Genomic DNA, 15,116 nt, shown 5'->3' on the forward strand with positions numbered 1-15,116 from the left:
GCCGTCATGATGGCGAATCCGTCAGCGCCTGCCATTCGCCATGGCCTGCTGCGCGCGGATGACGCTGCGCGCCCGGACGCCGCATGATGGTCAGTAACTGAGTTTCGCCACGGAACGCAGCACCTCGGGCGTGGTGGTCGGGAAGCCAAAAAATTCAAGATAGGCCGGGATCTGCTCGAACAGCATGTCCGAACCCACCTGGATGGGGCAGCCGCGTGCCTCCGCAGCATTGAGGAAAGCGGTCATCTCTGTCTTCATCACGACTTCGCCGACAAAGGTGGTCGGCGCGATGCGCGCAATGTCCATGGGCATCGGGTCGCCCTCGTTCATTCCCATGGGCGTGGCATTGACCACCAGGTCGTGGCCGGCCGGGTCATTGGACATGGTGCTGACCTGCAACCTGGGGTAGTGCTTTCTCAGCCGCGCGCCCAGGCCTTCGCAGGACGCGGTGTTCACGTCATGCAGGCTGATGGCGCCAATACCGGCCGCCGCCAGCGATGCGGCAATCGCCGATCCCACGCCACCGCTGCCGACCACCAGCACCCGGGCACCGTCCAGCGTCAGGCCCTTGCGCTGCACACCGCGCACAAAGCCTTCGCCATCGAACATGTCGCCTTCGAGCTTGCCATCGGCGCCGCGCCGCACGGCGTTGCACGAGCCCGCCACCGACACGGTGGGCGTGGCGCGGTCGAGCAGGTCCACCGTGGTGACCTTGTGCGGCATGGTGATCAGGGCGCCCCGAATGTTGGTCAGCGTGAACACCGCGCGCAGAAAGGCCGGGTAGTCAGCGCTCTGGCAGCCCATGGGCATCACCCGGGCATTGACGCCGATGTGGTCAAAGTAGGGGTTGTAGATCATCGGCGCCTTGAACGAATGCGTGGGGTAACCGATGTGGGCAATGAGTTCGGTGTTGCCGTTGATCATGTGCGTGTCCTGATGGTGAGTGGGGTGAGTGCGCCGGGGTGTCGCTGGGGCGTCGTTATCGGATTGGGTTGGATGGTGACCGCTGGATGATTCGGGTTGCGCGTGGTCAGGGCCGATCCTGGGACTCGCCCCGTGTCTGGCGCCACAATGCCATCGCTGCCAGGCGCGCCGGGGCATTCGGCGCACCGTAACCGGTGTAGCCGCCACGCCGCTCGGTCAGCTCGAAATGGAAGCGGTCGTCAAACGGCGTGAGGTACAGGTGCAGGAACTCGCCACCATTGGCTTCGCGGTCATACAGGATGCCCAGCTCGCGCATAGCCGCCAGCTCAGCGGCGTCGATGTCGTATTTGGCGGCCAGGTCGTCGTAGTAATTGGCCGGTACCGGCAACAGCGGCGCACCCGCGGCCTTGAGCGCGCGCGCCGTGGCAATCAGGTCACTCACGGCCAGCGCGATCTGCTGCATGCCGGCACCCCGGAAGCTGGACACGGCGCGAGACACCGAGGTGTTGTCGCGTTCGGAAACGGTGATCGACACGCGCACCGCGCGGTCGGCTGATTCAATCTCGCGGCTCCTGATCACGCCATAGGGGTCATGCAGCACCACGTTGCGCTCAGGCACCAGGCCCAGCACCGCGCGATGGAACAACACCCAGGGCTCGACCTGCCCTGCCGGCACGGCCTGTACCAGGTGGTCGATGCGCGCGGAGTCACCGAGCGCCCCACCGTGCAGCGCGGCTTCATCCATCACAAAATCGGCCTCGAACGGGTAGCGGCCACTCTGAGCCGTCTCGCAGAAATAAACGAGGCTGCCGTCCGGCGCGCGCACCGCCGGGATGGTCAACTCGTGCTGGCCCACGCGGCCGAGCACGCGCGGGCACTGCAGCGCCTCGGCACGCGCCAGCGCACCGGCCACATCCGGCGTGGCCAGCGCGACGGCGCAGACCGAAGTGCCGTGCAATTCGAAATGGCTGCGGGCGAAGGAATCCTCTTCCAGGTTGACGATGATGCGGACTTCGCCCTGGCCGTACAGGTCCACATTCTTGGACCGGTGGTGGCCGATGCACTGAAAGCCGCAGGCCCGAAGCCACGCGGCCAGACGCGCGCCGGCGGCCGGATCGACGGCGAACTCGATGAACGCCCACCCGGTGAAGGTCGGCGGGGCCGGCGGCGTGAACAGCGGCACCTTGTAAGGCTGTGCGTCCCTGGCGCGGCCCAGTTGCACCTGCTCTTCCAGCCACAGCAGCGAGCGCATGGCATCGACGGCGTTCGCTCGGGCCGGCGCGGCGCGGAATTCGTCGTTGAAAATTTCCAGCGACAGCGGGCCGCTGTAACCGGCATCGAGCACGGCCGCGGTGAACTTCGCCATCTCGAATTCGCCTTGGCCGGGAAAGCAGCGGTAGTGCCGGCTGTGGGTCAGCACGTCGGTATTGATCCAGGGGGCATCGGCCAGCTGGACGAAAAAGATTTTCTCGCCCGGCAGCTGGGCAATGCCGCTCGGGTCATCGCGCAGCGACAGCGTATGAAAGCTATCGAGCGCCAGGCCCAGATGCGGATGGCTGACCCGCTCGACCACGGCCCAGGCCTGCGACCAGAGCCTGACCTTGCTGCCCCAGGCCAGCGCCTCGTAGGCAATGCGCATGCCGCGCCGCCCGGCATGTTCGGCCAGCTGCTGGAACTGCTCGGCAAGCCGGTCGACATCACTCAGTGCGTCGGGCTGCACATTGGAACACACCAGGATCAACTGGGTCCCAAGCTCCTGCATCACGTCGAACTTGCGTTCGGCGCGTTCCAGGTTGCGCGCCAGTTGCGCGGGCGTGGTGCCGTCAAAGTCGCGGAAGGGCTGGAACATGTCGATGCTCAGCCCGAGGTCTTCGGCCATGAGGCGCACCTCGCGCGGCGACCCCGGGAACTGCAACAGGTCGTTCTCGAAGATCTCGACGCCATCGAAGTGCGCCGCAGCAGCGGCCTGCAGCTTCTCGCGCAGCATGCCGGAAAGGGAAACCGTGGCGATGGAACGGCGCATGGCTGGCTCCGTCAGATGGCTCAGGGCGTCAAGCCTTCGGGGCGGACTGGACAGCCGAGACCGCAGCACGCAGGCCCAGCAGGTAGCTGTCAGCACCAAAGCCGCAGATCTGGCCCTTCACGATTTCGGCAAACACCGACACGTGACGGAAGGCCTCACGGGCGTGAATGTTGGACATGTGCAGCTCGACCACCGGGCAGGTCAGGATGGCCAGCGCATCGCGGATGCCGTAGCTGTAGTGGGTCCAGGCGCCGGCGTTGATCAGCACGGCATCGACGCCATCGTGGTAGCCCTGGTGGATGCGTTCGCACATTTCGGCTTCGCTGTTGGTCTGAAAGCACTCCACCTCCGCACCCAATTCCTTGCCCAAAGTAGTCAGGCGGGCATTGATCTCGTCCAGCGTGATGGTGCCGTATTGCTTGGGGTCGCGCTTGCCGAACATGTTGAGGTTGATGCCGTTGAGCATGAGAACTTTCATGGGAGATCCTTGTGTGGTTGGGAAATTAGGAAATTAGGAAATTAGGAAATTAGGAAATTAGGAAATTAGGAAACTGTCAGGTTGCTAGTTTGTCAGGTGGACGATCTGGCCCGTCCTGGCCGCTTCGGCAATGGCTTCGGTGATGCGCAGGTTGAGCAGGCCGTCGCGCGCGCTGACCAGCGGCTGCGCCTCGCCGCGCACCACGGCGCCGAAGTGCTCGATCTGTTGCTTGAGCGGGTCGTCACGCACCATGCCGACCACGCCGACTTCGAATTCTTTCCACCAGGACCGGTCTTGCGGCCTCAGGTAGGTTTTCAGGCGCATGGTGGGCACCGACAGGCTGCCGTTGGTGCCGGAAATGACGTAGCAGTCCTCGTCGTCGTAGGTCGGGTAGGCCTTGTTTTCCTGGCTGGTCTGCTCCCAGCTGCGCGGGCAGGCGGCGGTGTCGGACAGCATGAAGGTGCCCAGCGCGCCACTGGCAAAGCGCAGGTTGATCGCCACAGTGTCTTCCACCGGAAAACCGCGGGTGGCGCTGGACGCAAAGGCCTGCACGGCGACGATGTCGCCGCACAGCATGCGCAGGTTGTGCACCTCGTGGATCATGTTCAGCAGGATGGGGCCGCCGCCGATCTCGCGGCGCCACGTTGCGTCGGCGTAGTACTGATCCGGTTTGAAAAAGGTGGCACTGCCCATCACCGCCACCAGCTTGCCCAGTTTGCCGGAGTCCACCACCTCTTTGGCCTTGGCCATGATGGGGCTGTGCGCGCGGTGGTGACCGATCAGCACCCTGGCGCCAGTCTCATCCACCACCTTGACCAGCTGCTCGCCCTCCGCCACCGTGGTGGCAATCGGCTTTTCCAGCAGGATGGGCAGGCCGGCAGCGATGCACTGCAGCGCTTGTGGCACGTGCAGCTGATTGGGCGTGGCCAAAACCAGGCCGTCGGGGCGGTCATTGGCCAGCAGTTCTTCCATCGAGGTGTACAGCGCCACGCCCGCCTTGGCCGCCACTTCGGCGGCGGCGGGCGACGGGTCAACGATGGCGGACAGCGCACAGGTCGGGCTGGCCAGCGCCACGCCCATGTGGGCCTGGCCGATGTAGCCGGCGCCGGCGACTGCGATGCGGGTTTTGCTCATGTCGGGAAAGCTCCAATGAATGGACAGCAGGAATTCAGATCGCAGATCGCACTCGGTATGGGTTGCCATCCCGGCGAAGGCCGGGATGGCAGAGTTTCGTTTCAGTCCTTGTTGAAAATCAAAATTACTTGCTGCGGGCCTTGGCCAGCTCGCCTTGCATTTCCGTGACGGTCTCCTGGCCGACGGATACGGCGTACTTGGCAATCACCGGGCGCATCTTGTCGCGCAGCTTGTCCATTTCGGGCGCGGGCAGCTCGTTGACCTGCATGCCGGCCTTCTTCAGTGCCGCCAGCGCAGTGCCCGAGGCTTCCCGCGCGACCTGGCGCTGGTATTTGCCGGCTTCCACGGCAGCGTCGCCCAGCAGTTTTTTCTCGACGCCGCTCAGCGTGTCCCAGAACTTCTTGCTGATGATGACGGACTGCGGGTTGTAGACGTGGTTGGTCACCGTCAGGTACTTCTGGACCTCATTGAGTTTGTTGGCCTGGATCACGGTGAACGGGTTTTCCTGTCCGTCCAGCGCCTTGGCTTCCAGAGCGCCATAGACTTCGGGGAAGGCCATGGGCGTGGGGTTGGCATCCAGCGCCTTGACCCAGTCCAGATTGATCGGGTTGGGGATCACGCGGATCTTCAGGCCGGCGAAGTCTTCCACCTTGTTGAGGGGGCGCTTGCCGTTGGTCATATTGCGAAAGCCCAGTTCCCAATAGGTCAGGCCCACAATGCCCTTTTCCCGCAGCTTGTCGTGCATTTTCCTGCCGAACGGGCCATCAACCACGGCATCGGCTTCCTTGCTGTTGGCAAACAGGAAGGGGAAGTCAAAAATGGCAAATTCCTTGACCTGGCTGGCCAGAATGCCCGAGTTCATGGACACCATTTCAATGGTGCCGCCCTGCAGCGCCGAGACGTTGGGTGCATCGCCACCAAGCACACCGCCGGGGAACAGGTTGACCTTGATCTTGCCGCCGGATTTGGCGGCAACGATCTCGGCGAATTTTTCCATGCCCGTCACGATCGGATGACCCTTGGGGTTCTGGGTGGCGAACTTGATGTTGCGCTCCTTGATGTCCTGTGCGCTGGCCATGCCGAAAGCGGTCAGTGCGGCAACGGCCACCACGGTCTTGATCATCAGACGTTTCATGCTTGTCTCCTAGTAAAAATCCAGTACGCAAACGATTGAGGTGCGGAGCTTGGCGTACCAGACACGCCCCACACCATGGAAATCAGGACTGGCGCCGGGCCGCCCCGAGCAAGTTCAGCCCCTTCCTTTGATGAATGGGGCAGCGCTACGCCGAGGGCACACGCAGTGAAAAGCGTGCGGGCCATAGTCCTAGCCATAGAACCAGCGTGCGGGCACCATGACCAGCTGCGGGAACAGCACCATCAGGAACATGATGGCGAACTGCGCGATCATGAACGGCCAGACGCCCTTGGTCACCTCGTCCATGCTAACCTTGCCCACGCCTGCGACGGTGTTGAGCACGGTTCCGACCGGTGGCGTGATCAGGCCGATCGCGTTGTTGATGATGAACAGCACGCCAAAGTACACCGGGTCAATCCCTGCCGCTTTCACGATCGGCATCAGCACCGGGGTGAGAATCAGGATAGTGGGGGTCATGTCCATCGCCGCACCCACCACCATCACCAGCACCATGATGGCCAGCATCAGCAGCTTCGGGCTGTCCAGCAGCGGTTGCAGCAGCGTGACCACCTGCGCCGGCAATTGCGCCACCGTGATTAGCCAGGCCGAGACCATCGCCGCGGCAACGAGGAACATGATCACCGCCGTCGTCTTGGCCGCCGCCAGAAACAGGCCGTACAACTGGTTGAGCTTGAGCTCCCTGTAGACCAGCGTCGAGATCAACAGCGCGTAAACCGCAGCCACCACCGCCGCCTCGGTGGGCGTGAACACGCCAAACTTCAGACCCACCACCACGATCACCGGCAAGACCATCGCAAAGGTGGTGTCCTTGAAGGCGGCGATCACGTCCGCACGTGACTTGCGGGGGGGCACCGCGACGGTTTCCTTGCGTGCGACATACCACCACGTGAACCACAAGGCGACCCCGAGCATGACGCCGGGCGCAATGCCGGCCATGAATAGCTTGGAAATCGAGACATTGGCCGCCACGCCGAAGATCACGAAGCCGATGCTGGGCGGAATAACGGGAGCGATGATGCTGGCCGATGCCAGCAGGCCGGCGGAGCGCGCCTTGTCGTGGCCGGCGGCCACCATCATGGGCAGCAACAGGGCCGACAGGGCGGCGGCATCTGCCACGGCGGAGCCGGACAGGGCGGCCATCAGCACGGCCGCCACAATGGCCACATAGCCCAGCCCGCCCTTGATGTGCCCCACCAGCGTCATGGCAAAGTTGACGATACGGCGCGACAGGCCGCCGGCGTTCATGATTTCCCCAGCCAGCATGAAAAACGGTACCGCCAGCAGCGGGAAGCTGTCAGCACCGTTGATCACGTTCTGCGCCAGAATTTGCGCATCGAACATATCCAGGTGCCACATCAATGCGGCACCGCACAGCAACAGGGAAAATGAAATGGGAATGCCCAGCGCCATGGCGGCGAGCAGGGAGCCCAGGAAAACTGCGATGGTCATGATAGTCGGTCCGGAGGGTTTAACGGGGAGGTTTGTGCGCCTGGTGCGGGAGATCCTCGGACTCCTGAACGCCGACCAGCTCATCGTCCGAAAGTTGCCCCGTGATCAGGCGCCAGAAGTCATTGAGCAGAATCACGGCGCCGGAGACGGCGAACACCAGGCCGCAGCCGTAGAAGATGGCCATCGACGTTTCCATCGCGGCGCTGGTGGAGTCCCAGTTGATCCTGACCTGGGCCAGCGTGCCCTTGAAGAGCAGCCAGCAGATGAACAGCATGAGCAGATGGCCCAGCGCCAGGCAGACCTTCTTGCCCCGCACCGACAGTCGGGCAACCACGGTGTCGGTGCCCAGATGGGTCCCCTCATTCAGGGCAACGATGCCGCCCAGAAAGGTCAGCCAGACGAACAACCAGCGCGACAGTTCCTCCGACACCGCAATGCCGGAGTTGGCTGCGTAGCGCAACACCACGTTGGTGAACACCAGCACCACCATCAACGCCAGGCTGGCGACCATCAGCCAGGACAGGGCCTGGCAGTACCTGTCGATCAGTTTTTGAACCATGGTTTTGTCTCCTTTATGGGCTACGGCTCATAATGTACGAACTAGTTAGTTTTCTACATATAGTAGTTACCCTAGGTCCTCCTTGACATAACGCCACCTTGCCCCCGGATGGCCGCGGGAGTCGATATTGAACCGTTCGCCATTCCGGCGATCAGTTGCCCGGGAGTCGCTCGCTAGGCGCGGACGAATCGCACAATCATTTCGACGATGTTCTGGCGACGCGTGGCAATCGTCTGCGGGGCATGCATGTCGTGCTTGAAGATCAGCCCGAAGGTGTGCTGGTTGGACACATTGAAAAATGTCAGCGCAGAGATGGACGCATGAATGTCCACCGGATCCAGCCCGGGCCGGAACACGCCGGAAGCCACGCCGCGTTCGTACAGGTTGCGGATGGCCTGGATCGCCGGGACGTTGAGCTCCTGGATGCTCTTGCTTTGCGCCAGGTAGGCGCCGCGCTCCATGTTCTCGGTCATTACCAGACGGATGTAGTCCGGATTGCCCAGATGGTGATCGAAGGTGAACTCCACCAGCCGGCGCAGGGCCTGTTCGGGCGGCAGGTCCTCGAGGTGCAAGCCGGCCTCGATGCTGCGCATGCGGCGGTAGGACTCTTCCAGTACCGCGACGTACAAGCCTTCCTTGCTGCCGAAGTAGTAGTAAATCATGCGCTTGCTGGTGCGCGTGGCCGCCGCAATTTCGTCGATGCGCGCGCCGCTCAGGCCCTTGTTGGCGAATTCCGCGGTCGCCACCTCCAGAATGCCCGCCATGGTGCGGGCCGGGTCGTTGGTGCGGGGGACGGGCGAGGTCTTCGCCGCCGTTCTGGTCGCAGCCTTGCCCGCCGGCCTGGTTGCTGTTTTGATTGCTGTTTTGGCCTTGGGGACGGAATGTACTAACTCGTTCATTCCCGAAGTATAGAGGGCCGGTGCAGCACATGGAAGGGGTCATCCGGAAGGGTTGGACAGCGCACGACAGCCGGTTATTTACACCAGCGGAACCGTCAGCTTCCCGATCACCGCAAGGGTGTCGGGACGCACGCCACGCCACCAGGCAAAAGCTTCGGCGGCCTGCTCGGCCAGCATGCCCACACCGTCGGCCAGCTGTTTGACGCCAGCGTTTTGCGCCAGGCGCAGGAAGGGCGTCAGGCCCTTGCCATACGCCAGCTCATACGCCAGGGCGCAATTGGAAAATACGCCGGCCGGTACCGGCGGCAGCTCGGCACGCAGGCTGGCCGAGGTGGCGTTGAACACCACATCAAAGGTTTGCCCGACCAGGTCGGTGTAGGCACAGCCCCGCACCTTACCTCTGGCCGCGCCAATTTTTGCCAGCTCCAGTGCCTTGTCCACGCTGCGGTTGGCGATCACCAGCTCTGCCGGTGCCTGCTCCAGGAGGGGCAGCAGCGCGCCTCGGGCTGCGCCACCAGCACCCAGCAGCAACACGCGTTTGCCCTTCAGCGGGCAGCCCAGGTTATGGGTCACGTCGCGCACCAGGCCGACACCGTCGAAGTTCTCGGCCAGCACGCGGTCTCCGTCAAATTTCAAGGCATTGACGGCACCGGCGAGCTGCGCCCGCGCGGAGCGTTCGGTGGCGTAGGCAAAGGCGTCGAGCTTGAATGGCGCAGTGATGTTCAGGCCCAGGCCGCCCGCAGCGCGGAAAGCATCGACAGCACCCGCGAAGCCACCCGATGGCCCCTCGATCGCGGTGTATTCAATGTCTTGCCCTGTGGCTTGCGCAAACATGCCGTGGATCAGCGGCGATTTGCTCTGCTGGATGGGGTTGCCAATGACGGCATAAAGAGATGTGGCCCCCACGCTTTTCGCTTCGCGTAATACGCTGCCCCTATCATTGGAAAAAGGGGCCGTGCCTTGCTTGGGGCGGCCCGGCGCTGCGGCAGTAGTCATGTTTGTGACTCCGAATACAGAACGCCGTCGCGTTCCATGGCGTCGATCTCGACCGAACTGAAGCCCACGCTCGCCGCGATCTCGCGATTGTGCTGACCCAGCAGTGGCGCCGGATAGCTGAGCGAGGTGTCGCATTCGGAGAAGCGAAAGGGCAGATTGGGCAGCCTGATCTTGCCCAGCACCGGGTGATCTTGCTCCACCACCATGCCCCGCGCAATGGTTTGCGGGTCGCTGAGCACCTGGTCAATGGTTTGCACGGGCGCGGCCGGAACACCGGCAGCGTCCAGCGCCGCGCAACAGGCCTGAACCGAATGGGCCTTCGTCCAGGTTGTCACCCTGGCCAGGATGGCCTCGCGGTTGGCATTGCGCCCGGCCTGGTCGTGCAGGCGGGTGTCCGCCGCATAGTCCTCGCCGCCTATCAGCCGGGCCAGGCTCTTCCAGGTGTCTGTCATCTGCGCAGCAATCACCAGATAACCATCGTTGGCGGAAAACGCGCCATACACCGTGCTCTGCGGCAGGTCGTGGCCGGTCTGCACCGGCAACTCCTTGCCGCCGCTCATCAAATAACTCTGGGCGGCGAAGTCGTGCATGGAGATCATGCAGTCGTACAGGGCAATGTCAATGTGCTGCCCGCGGCCGCTGTTCACGCGGCCAAACAGCGCGGCGCAAATCGCCGACACACCATGCATGCCGGCATACATGTCGGCGATCGGCATGCGAAACAGCGGCGGCGGCTCGCCCGGCACACCGATCAGCGACATGGCGCCGCTCTTGGCTTCGGCGATCAAACCGAAGCCGGGTCGGTGAGAGTCTGGCCCTGTGTGCCCATAGGCCGAGACCGAGCAATAGACGAGTTTGGGGTTGCGCCCGGAAAGCTCTTCATACCCCAAGCCCAGTTTGTTCAATGCACCGGGGCGGTAGTTCTCGACAAACACGTCGGCGCTGTCGGTGAGCTTGTGCATCATGTCCAGGCCGCGCGGGTCACGCAGGTTGATGCACAGGCCCTGCTTGCCCGTGTTCTGCTGCATGAAGTAGCCGCTCTGCCCCTGGACGATGGTCGGGCTGGCACGCCCGGCATCGCCCGCCACGGGCCGCTCGACCTTGATGACCTCGGCACCCATCGCGCTCAGGCAACGCGACATGTGCGGGCCGGCCAGAAAGTGGCTGTAGTCGATGACGCGTATGCCTGCCAGCGGCAGCGCTTGCGCGGGTTGGGTGGGTGATGGTTCAGTCATTTAAAAGTCCTCTCGGCCCAAATGGAGCGGGCGCAATAAGCTATTTGTGATGGTGTTGGTGGTGTTGATGGCGATTGAAGGGGGTTCAGGAAGCCGCTGCGCCGGGCCGGCGCGGCACCATCAGCCGGTGTTCGCCCTTTTGCACCACCTGGCCGTGCTGGTTGATCAGCTCGGCCGGCAGCACCACGATGCCCCAGCCAGGCTTGCTTTTGGAGGGGCGCATGCTCTCGACCCGAAACCGCACCTGCAGCACGTCGTTGATCTTGATCGGCAGCACAAAGTCCCAGGTCCAGCCCAGCGACATGCCGGGCAGAAAGCGGTACTCGCACTGCGTCTTCAGGCCGTCGGCGACCGACAGGCCCATCAGGCCGTGCGCCACGCGGCAGCCAAAGTGCGAAGCGTTGGCGTACTCCTCGTCCACATGCACGGGCGTGAAGTCGCCGGTGAGTTCGGCATAGGCGTCGATGCGCTCGGCGGTGACGGTGTAGGTCGGGCTGGTGCATTCGTCACCGATCTTGGCGTCGTCCCAGTATTTTTCCGGGGTGCTGAACTGGATGTCGGGTTTTGGCATGGGAGTTTCTTTCAGTCTGTTTGTCTGTCAAATCGGATCAGCCGCGCGGACTTCATGCTCTCGGGTTCACCGCAAGGGCCTCGGCCACGCTGTTGCCGCGGGCCTGGATCAGCTCGATCGCCAGGCCATCGGGCAGCTGCAGCCAGTTGCGGCCCTGCGGCAGTTCTTTCACGCCCCAGCGTTGAGCCGCATTCAGCGCGCCGTCGAGGTCGGCCACCATGATGCCTAGATGCGCCAGCCAGCCCGCGTCGTTGGAGGGCGGCGCCTCGAAGCCGGGCGTGCTCATCAGCTGCATGCCGCCTATCGTCCAGTACTGGTTCGGTGCGTCGACGGGGCCGTCGATCTCGCGCACATCCATGCCCAACACTTCGTAGAAGAAGTTGATGTACCACTGGATGTCCCTGACGCGCACCGCGACATGCTCGACATATGCCTGGTTCGAATATGCCATGACTCGTTATTTCCCTTGTTGGTTAGTGCGACGATGAACCGGGCAAGCCCAGCTCAATGCCCTTGATGCAGGCCACCAGCGCCTGGTTGACCGGCGTGGGCACGCCGCATTTGGCGCCCCAGCGCACCACCGAGCCGTTGACAAAATCGATCTCGGTGACCGAGCCCTTTTCCAGGCTCTGCAGCATCGAGGTCTTGAATTCATCCGGCAGGCCGGCACCGGCCTTGAGCCAGGCATCGCGCGGGTCGGTGATGCTGAGGCGGATGCCGCTGGCTTCTGCCACCGTCATGGCCTCGGCCACGGCCGCCACGCCACAGGCCTCGAGCTCGGGTTGCCGGTACAGCTGGCCATACGTCAGGCGCGTGATGCCGGTGAGTGCACCGGTCGCCACGTTGATCAGCAGCTTGTCCCAGATCGTGCCCATGATGTTGTCACTGACGGTGGTGTCCAGCCCGGCACGGTTGAAGGTGTCGGCAATGCGCTGCACGCGCCCGGTGATGCGGCCGTCCAGCTCGCCAATGTGGGTGTCTTTGCCGCGGGTGCCGACGATGACATGGCCAGCGGCCAGCTGCGTGCCGCCCACATAGGTCTTGCCGGCGAGCACGCGTTCGCGGCCCACGATCTCCGCCAGAATGCCTTCATGCCCGAGGCCGTTTTGCAGCGACAGCACGGCGGTGTCCGGCCCGAGCAAAGAGGTCGCCGCTTCCATGGCCTGGCGCGTATGGAAGGACTTGACCAGCACGATCACCAGGTCCACGGCGCCCGTGTCCATGTTCACGCCCTGGGCGGTGGTGGCGGCATGCACCTGCACGGCGCGGTCGGCACCGTCGTCGCGCAGGATCAGCCCGCGGCTGTTCATGGCGTCGACCTGCTCCGCATTACGGTTGATCAGCCACACCTCATGGCCGGCCTCGGTCAACACACCGCCGATGGCGCAACCCAGCGCGCCGGCGCCCAGAACACAAATCTTCACCGCGACTCCTTCTTGATCCAGGCGTGAATTCTGGACAGACCCATCCATGTTGTCCATGCAGTAGCACCAATAGATTCCATTACGCATCACAATAAAGGTATGAGCAAAGATCTCGAACTTCTGGACATCAGGCTGCTGCGGTTGCTGGACCAGCTGTATGCCACCCACAGCGTCACGCGTGCCGCCGAAGCGCTGGGGCAAAGCCAGCCCACGGTCAGCATCTGGCTGGCCCGGCTGCGCAAGCAGCTGAACGACCCGCTGTTTGTGCGCACGGCCGAAGGCATGCTGCCGACGCCGCGCACCGATGCGCTGATGGGCACAGTGCGCGAGGTGCTGGCCGGCTTGAAGCGGCTGTCCGAGTCGGGCACCGCATTTGACCCGGCCACGGTGCAGCGGCGCTTCTCCATCTGCATGACGGACGCCAGCCACATCACCCTGTTGCCGCGGCTGCTGGCGCATGTGCGGGCACTCGCACCCGGTGTGGCGCTGGAGGCGAGTCGTATTGATACCAACCTGGCGCACGCCCTGCAGGCGGGCGAGGCCCACCTGGCCGTGGGGTTTCTGCCCTGGCTGGACGCCGGCTTTTACCAGCAGACCCTGTACGCGCAGGACTGGATTTGCCTGGCCAATGCACAGCATCCGCGTGTCATCGACGAAACCCGGGCGAACTGGAACCTCGCGGTGTATCAGGCCGAAGCGCACATCGGCATCAGTTCCGGCACGGGCTACCAGCTGCTCGACAACACCGTGGCGTCACAGCGCATCACACGCCAGATACGGCTGGAGCTGCCCGGTTTTCTGGGCCTGTCGGCCATTCTCTCGACCAGCGACCTGATCGCCACCCTGCCCCGCCACATCGGCGAAACCCTGGCCCACGCCGCCGGACTGCGCGTGCTGCCCTGTCCGTTCGAGATTCCGGGCTTCACCGTCAAGCAATACTGGCATGCCCGGTACCACCACGACGCAGCCTGCCGCTGGCTGCGCGGCGTCTGCGCCGAATTGTTCATGAAAAATGCCTGACCCCAGACAATGCGGGTGTAAGCGGCTATTTCAAAAAATGCGATGACAAAAAGTCGGGTGAAATACAGGCAATGATGGCGCACGCGTCCATGCCATCGGGAACATGGCATACATTGCGAAACGACATAGGCCCATCTCCCCCATGACATGGACGACATGACCCCCATCACCCACTGAAAACTTCCTTACTTGCATCAAACATGAGCCCCTCCGTTTTCAACCGCAGCACCGAAGACGTCGGCAACATCGTCGAGTTCGGTCACGTCAATGTCCGCGTGCCAGACCAGCAGCAGGCGATCATCTTCTACATCATGGGCCTGGGCCTCACCCGCGACCCCTACCTGATGACCGGTGTGGACAACGCCTGGATCAATGTCGGCACCTGCCAGTTCCACTTGCCGGTTGGGCCGGCGCAGGTGCTGCGCGGCGTGACCGGTCTCGTCCTGCCCGATCCGGACGCTTTGGTCGCACGGCTGACGCAGGTGGCGCCCCGGCTGAAAGGCACGAAGTTTGCCTTTGCCCGCACCGGCGAATGCGTGGATGTCACCTGTCCCTGGGGCAACCGCATCCGCGTGCACGCGCCAGACCCCTCACGTTTTGGCCGCATGACGCTGGGCATGCCCTATGTGGAGATTGACAGCGCCCCCGGCACCGCCGCAGGTATCACCCGCTTCTACCGCGAGATCCTTGCGGCGCCGGCCCACCGTGGCCACGACGCCGGCGGCGTTTTCGTGCGCATTCCCATCGGCCTCGGCGAGAGTCTGGTGTTTCGCGACACCGCACGCGCGCTGCCGCCCTTCGACGGCCATCACGTGCAGATCGCCGTCGCCGATTTTTCGGGCGTGCACCGGCGTCTGCTCGAACGCGACCTGATCACCGAGGAAAGCAACCAGAGCCAGTACCGCTTTCAGGACATCACCGACCTGGACACCGGCGAGGTGCTGGCCACCCTCGAGCACGAGGTACGCAGCATGCGCCACCCCCTGTACGCACGCCCCCTGGTCAATCGAAGCGCATAAGCAGCGCAGACAACACCCCCACGCAGGCGCCATCAGGAAGCGGCCCGTTCCGGCCTTGCGCCCGACTTGCCGCAGTTGTCGAAGTTGGTGCCGCCGGTAGCGCGCGGCCTATCCCGATCGCTCGCCCAAACCCGTGAACTGCGGATGTTGACAGCGGTTTGTTTAACAGCAAACCGCAAAAGAAACGATGCGTAAAAAGCGGGCAAATGGCCGGGCACTACGCTCACGC

The 15,116-nt window shown here is 63.5% G+C and carries 15 protein-coding genes; 2 read left to right on the plus strand and 13 right to left on the minus strand.

Features of this window, described 5'->3' with window-relative positions; translation table 11 throughout:
- Positions 1-90: 90 nt before the first annotated feature.
- The 13 genes from BPRO_RS22485 to BPRO_RS22545 all read right to left on the minus strand — a co-directional run bounded on the left by BPRO_RS22485 (position 91) and on the right by BPRO_RS22545 (position 12,848).
- Entirely contained in the window at positions 91-924 is an 834-nt protein-coding gene (locus BPRO_RS22485; RefSeq protein WP_011485369.1) for a shikimate dehydrogenase family protein, read from the minus strand.
- Positions 925-1,030: 106 nt separating this feature from the next.
- Positions 1,031-2,947, minus strand: coding sequence for a bifunctional sugar phosphate isomerase/epimerase/4-hydroxyphenylpyruvate dioxygenase family protein (locus BPRO_RS22490; protein WP_011485370.1), 1,917 nt, complete (start codon positions 2,945-2,947; stop codon positions 1,031-1,033).
- A 28-nt stretch (positions 2,948-2,975) separates the two neighbouring features.
- A complete protein-coding gene (gene aroQ, locus BPRO_RS22495; protein WP_011485371.1) occupies positions 2,976-3,425 on the minus strand; it encodes a type II 3-dehydroquinate dehydratase in 450 nt (149 codons plus the stop codon).
- Positions 3,426-3,509: 84 nt separating this feature from the next.
- On the minus strand, positions 3,510-4,559 hold the full coding sequence (locus BPRO_RS22500; RefSeq protein WP_041390160.1) for a Gfo/Idh/MocA family protein: 1,050 nt from the start codon (positions 4,557-4,559) through the stop codon (positions 3,510-3,512).
- A gap of 124 nt (positions 4,560-4,683) precedes the next feature.
- A complete protein-coding gene (locus BPRO_RS22505) occupies positions 4,684-5,694 on the minus strand; it encodes a TRAP transporter substrate-binding protein (protein ID WP_011485373.1) in 1,011 nt (336 codons plus the stop codon).
- 189 nt (positions 5,695-5,883) lie between these two features.
- Entirely contained in the window at positions 5,884-7,164 is a 1,281-nt protein-coding gene (locus tag BPRO_RS22510) for a TRAP transporter large permease subunit (RefSeq protein WP_011485374.1), read from the minus strand.
- A gap of 19 nt (positions 7,165-7,183) precedes the next feature.
- A complete protein-coding gene (locus BPRO_RS22515) occupies positions 7,184-7,723 on the minus strand; it encodes a TRAP transporter small permease (protein WP_011485375.1) in 540 nt (179 codons plus the stop codon).
- 173 nt (positions 7,724-7,896) lie between these two features.
- Positions 7,897-8,622, minus strand: coding sequence for a TetR/AcrR family transcriptional regulator (locus tag BPRO_RS22520; protein ID WP_011485376.1), 726 nt, complete (start codon positions 8,620-8,622; stop codon positions 7,897-7,899).
- A 78-nt stretch (positions 8,623-8,700) separates the two neighbouring features.
- On the minus strand, positions 8,701-9,528 hold the full coding sequence (gene aroE / locus BPRO_RS22525; protein WP_011485377.1) for a shikimate dehydrogenase: 828 nt from the start codon (positions 9,526-9,528) through the stop codon (positions 8,701-8,703).
- An 86-nt stretch (positions 9,529-9,614) separates the two neighbouring features.
- The gene (locus BPRO_RS22530; RefSeq protein WP_011485378.1) at positions 9,615-10,853 is read right to left on the minus strand and encodes a CaiB/BaiF CoA transferase family protein; all 1,239 of its coding nucleotides are present in this window, start codon (positions 10,851-10,853) and stop codon (positions 9,615-9,617) included.
- Between the two features lie 85 nt (positions 10,854-10,938).
- A complete protein-coding gene (locus BPRO_RS22535; RefSeq protein ID WP_011485379.1) occupies positions 10,939-11,424 on the minus strand; it encodes a MaoC family dehydratase in 486 nt (161 codons plus the stop codon).
- A 52-nt stretch (positions 11,425-11,476) separates the two neighbouring features.
- A complete protein-coding gene (locus tag BPRO_RS22540; RefSeq protein WP_011485380.1) occupies positions 11,477-11,875 on the minus strand; it encodes a VOC family protein in 399 nt (132 codons plus the stop codon).
- 22 nt (positions 11,876-11,897) lie between these two features.
- Positions 11,898-12,848 carry a ketopantoate reductase family protein gene (locus tag BPRO_RS22545; RefSeq protein ID WP_041390161.1) on the minus strand — a complete coding sequence of 317 codons (951 nt, stop codon included), beginning with the start codon at positions 12,846-12,848 and terminating at the stop codon, positions 11,898-11,900.
- 99 nt (positions 12,849-12,947) lie between these two features.
- On the opposite strand from BPRO_RS22545, the gene BPRO_RS22550 reads away from it, so the two are divergent.
- Both BPRO_RS22550 and BPRO_RS22555 read left to right on the plus strand, forming a co-directional pair.
- The gene (locus BPRO_RS22550; RefSeq protein WP_011485382.1) at positions 12,948-13,868 is read left to right on the plus strand and encodes a LysR family transcriptional regulator; all 921 of its coding nucleotides are present in this window, start codon (positions 12,948-12,950) and stop codon (positions 13,866-13,868) included.
- 200 nt (positions 13,869-14,068) lie between these two features.
- A complete protein-coding gene (locus BPRO_RS22555) occupies positions 14,069-14,887 on the plus strand; it encodes a VOC family protein (protein WP_011485383.1) in 819 nt (272 codons plus the stop codon).
- Positions 14,888-15,116 lie beyond the last annotated feature (229 nt).

It is taken from the genome of Polaromonas sp. JS666 (assembly GCF_000013865.1).
Lineage (GTDB): Bacteria > Pseudomonadota > Gammaproteobacteria > Burkholderiales > Burkholderiaceae_C > Polaromonas.

Bases quoted from the DNA above. Each gene is read 5' to 3' on its own strand.
- BPRO_RS22485 (WP_011485369.1), bottom strand. From the start codon at position 924: ATGATCAACGGCAACACCGAACTCATTGCCCACATCGGTTACCCCACG.
- BPRO_RS22490 (WP_011485370.1), bottom strand. From the start codon at position 2,947: ATGCGCCGTTCCATCGCCACGGTTTCCCTTTCCGGCATGCTGCGCGAG.
- aroQ (WP_011485371.1), bottom strand. From the start codon at position 3,425: ATGAAAGTTCTCATGCTCAACGGCATCAACCTCAACATGTTCGGCAAG.
- BPRO_RS22500 (WP_041390160.1), bottom strand. From the start codon at position 4,559: ATGAGCAAAACCCGCATCGCAGTCGCCGGCGCCGGCTACATCGGCCAG.
- BPRO_RS22505 (WP_011485373.1), bottom strand. From the start codon at position 5,694: ATGAAACGTCTGATGATCAAGACCGTGGTGGCCGTTGCCGCACTGACC.
- BPRO_RS22510 (WP_011485374.1), bottom strand. From the start codon at position 7,164: ATGACCATCGCAGTTTTCCTGGGCTCCCTGCTCGCCGCCATGGCGCTG.
- BPRO_RS22515 (WP_011485375.1), bottom strand. From the start codon at position 7,723: ATGGTTCAAAAACTGATCGACAGGTACTGCCAGGCCCTGTCCTGGCTG.
- BPRO_RS22520 (WP_011485376.1), bottom strand. From the start codon at position 8,622: ATGAACGAGTTAGTACATTCCGTCCCCAAGGCCAAAACAGCAATCAAA.
- BPRO_RS22530 (WP_011485378.1), bottom strand. From the start codon at position 10,853: ATGACTGAACCATCACCCACCCAACCCGCGCAAGCGCTGCCGCTGGCA.
- BPRO_RS22535 (WP_011485379.1), bottom strand. From the start codon at position 11,424: ATGCCAAAACCCGACATCCAGTTCAGCACCCCGGAAAAATACTGGGAC.
- BPRO_RS22540 (WP_011485380.1), bottom strand. From the start codon at position 11,875: ATGGCATATTCGAACCAGGCATATGTCGAGCATGTCGCGGTGCGCGTC.
- BPRO_RS22550 (WP_011485382.1), top strand. From the start codon at position 12,948: ATGAGCAAAGATCTCGAACTTCTGGACATCAGGCTGCTGCGGTTGCTG.
- BPRO_RS22555 (WP_011485383.1), top strand. From the start codon at position 14,069: ATGAGCCCCTCCGTTTTCAACCGCAGCACCGAAGACGTCGGCAACATC.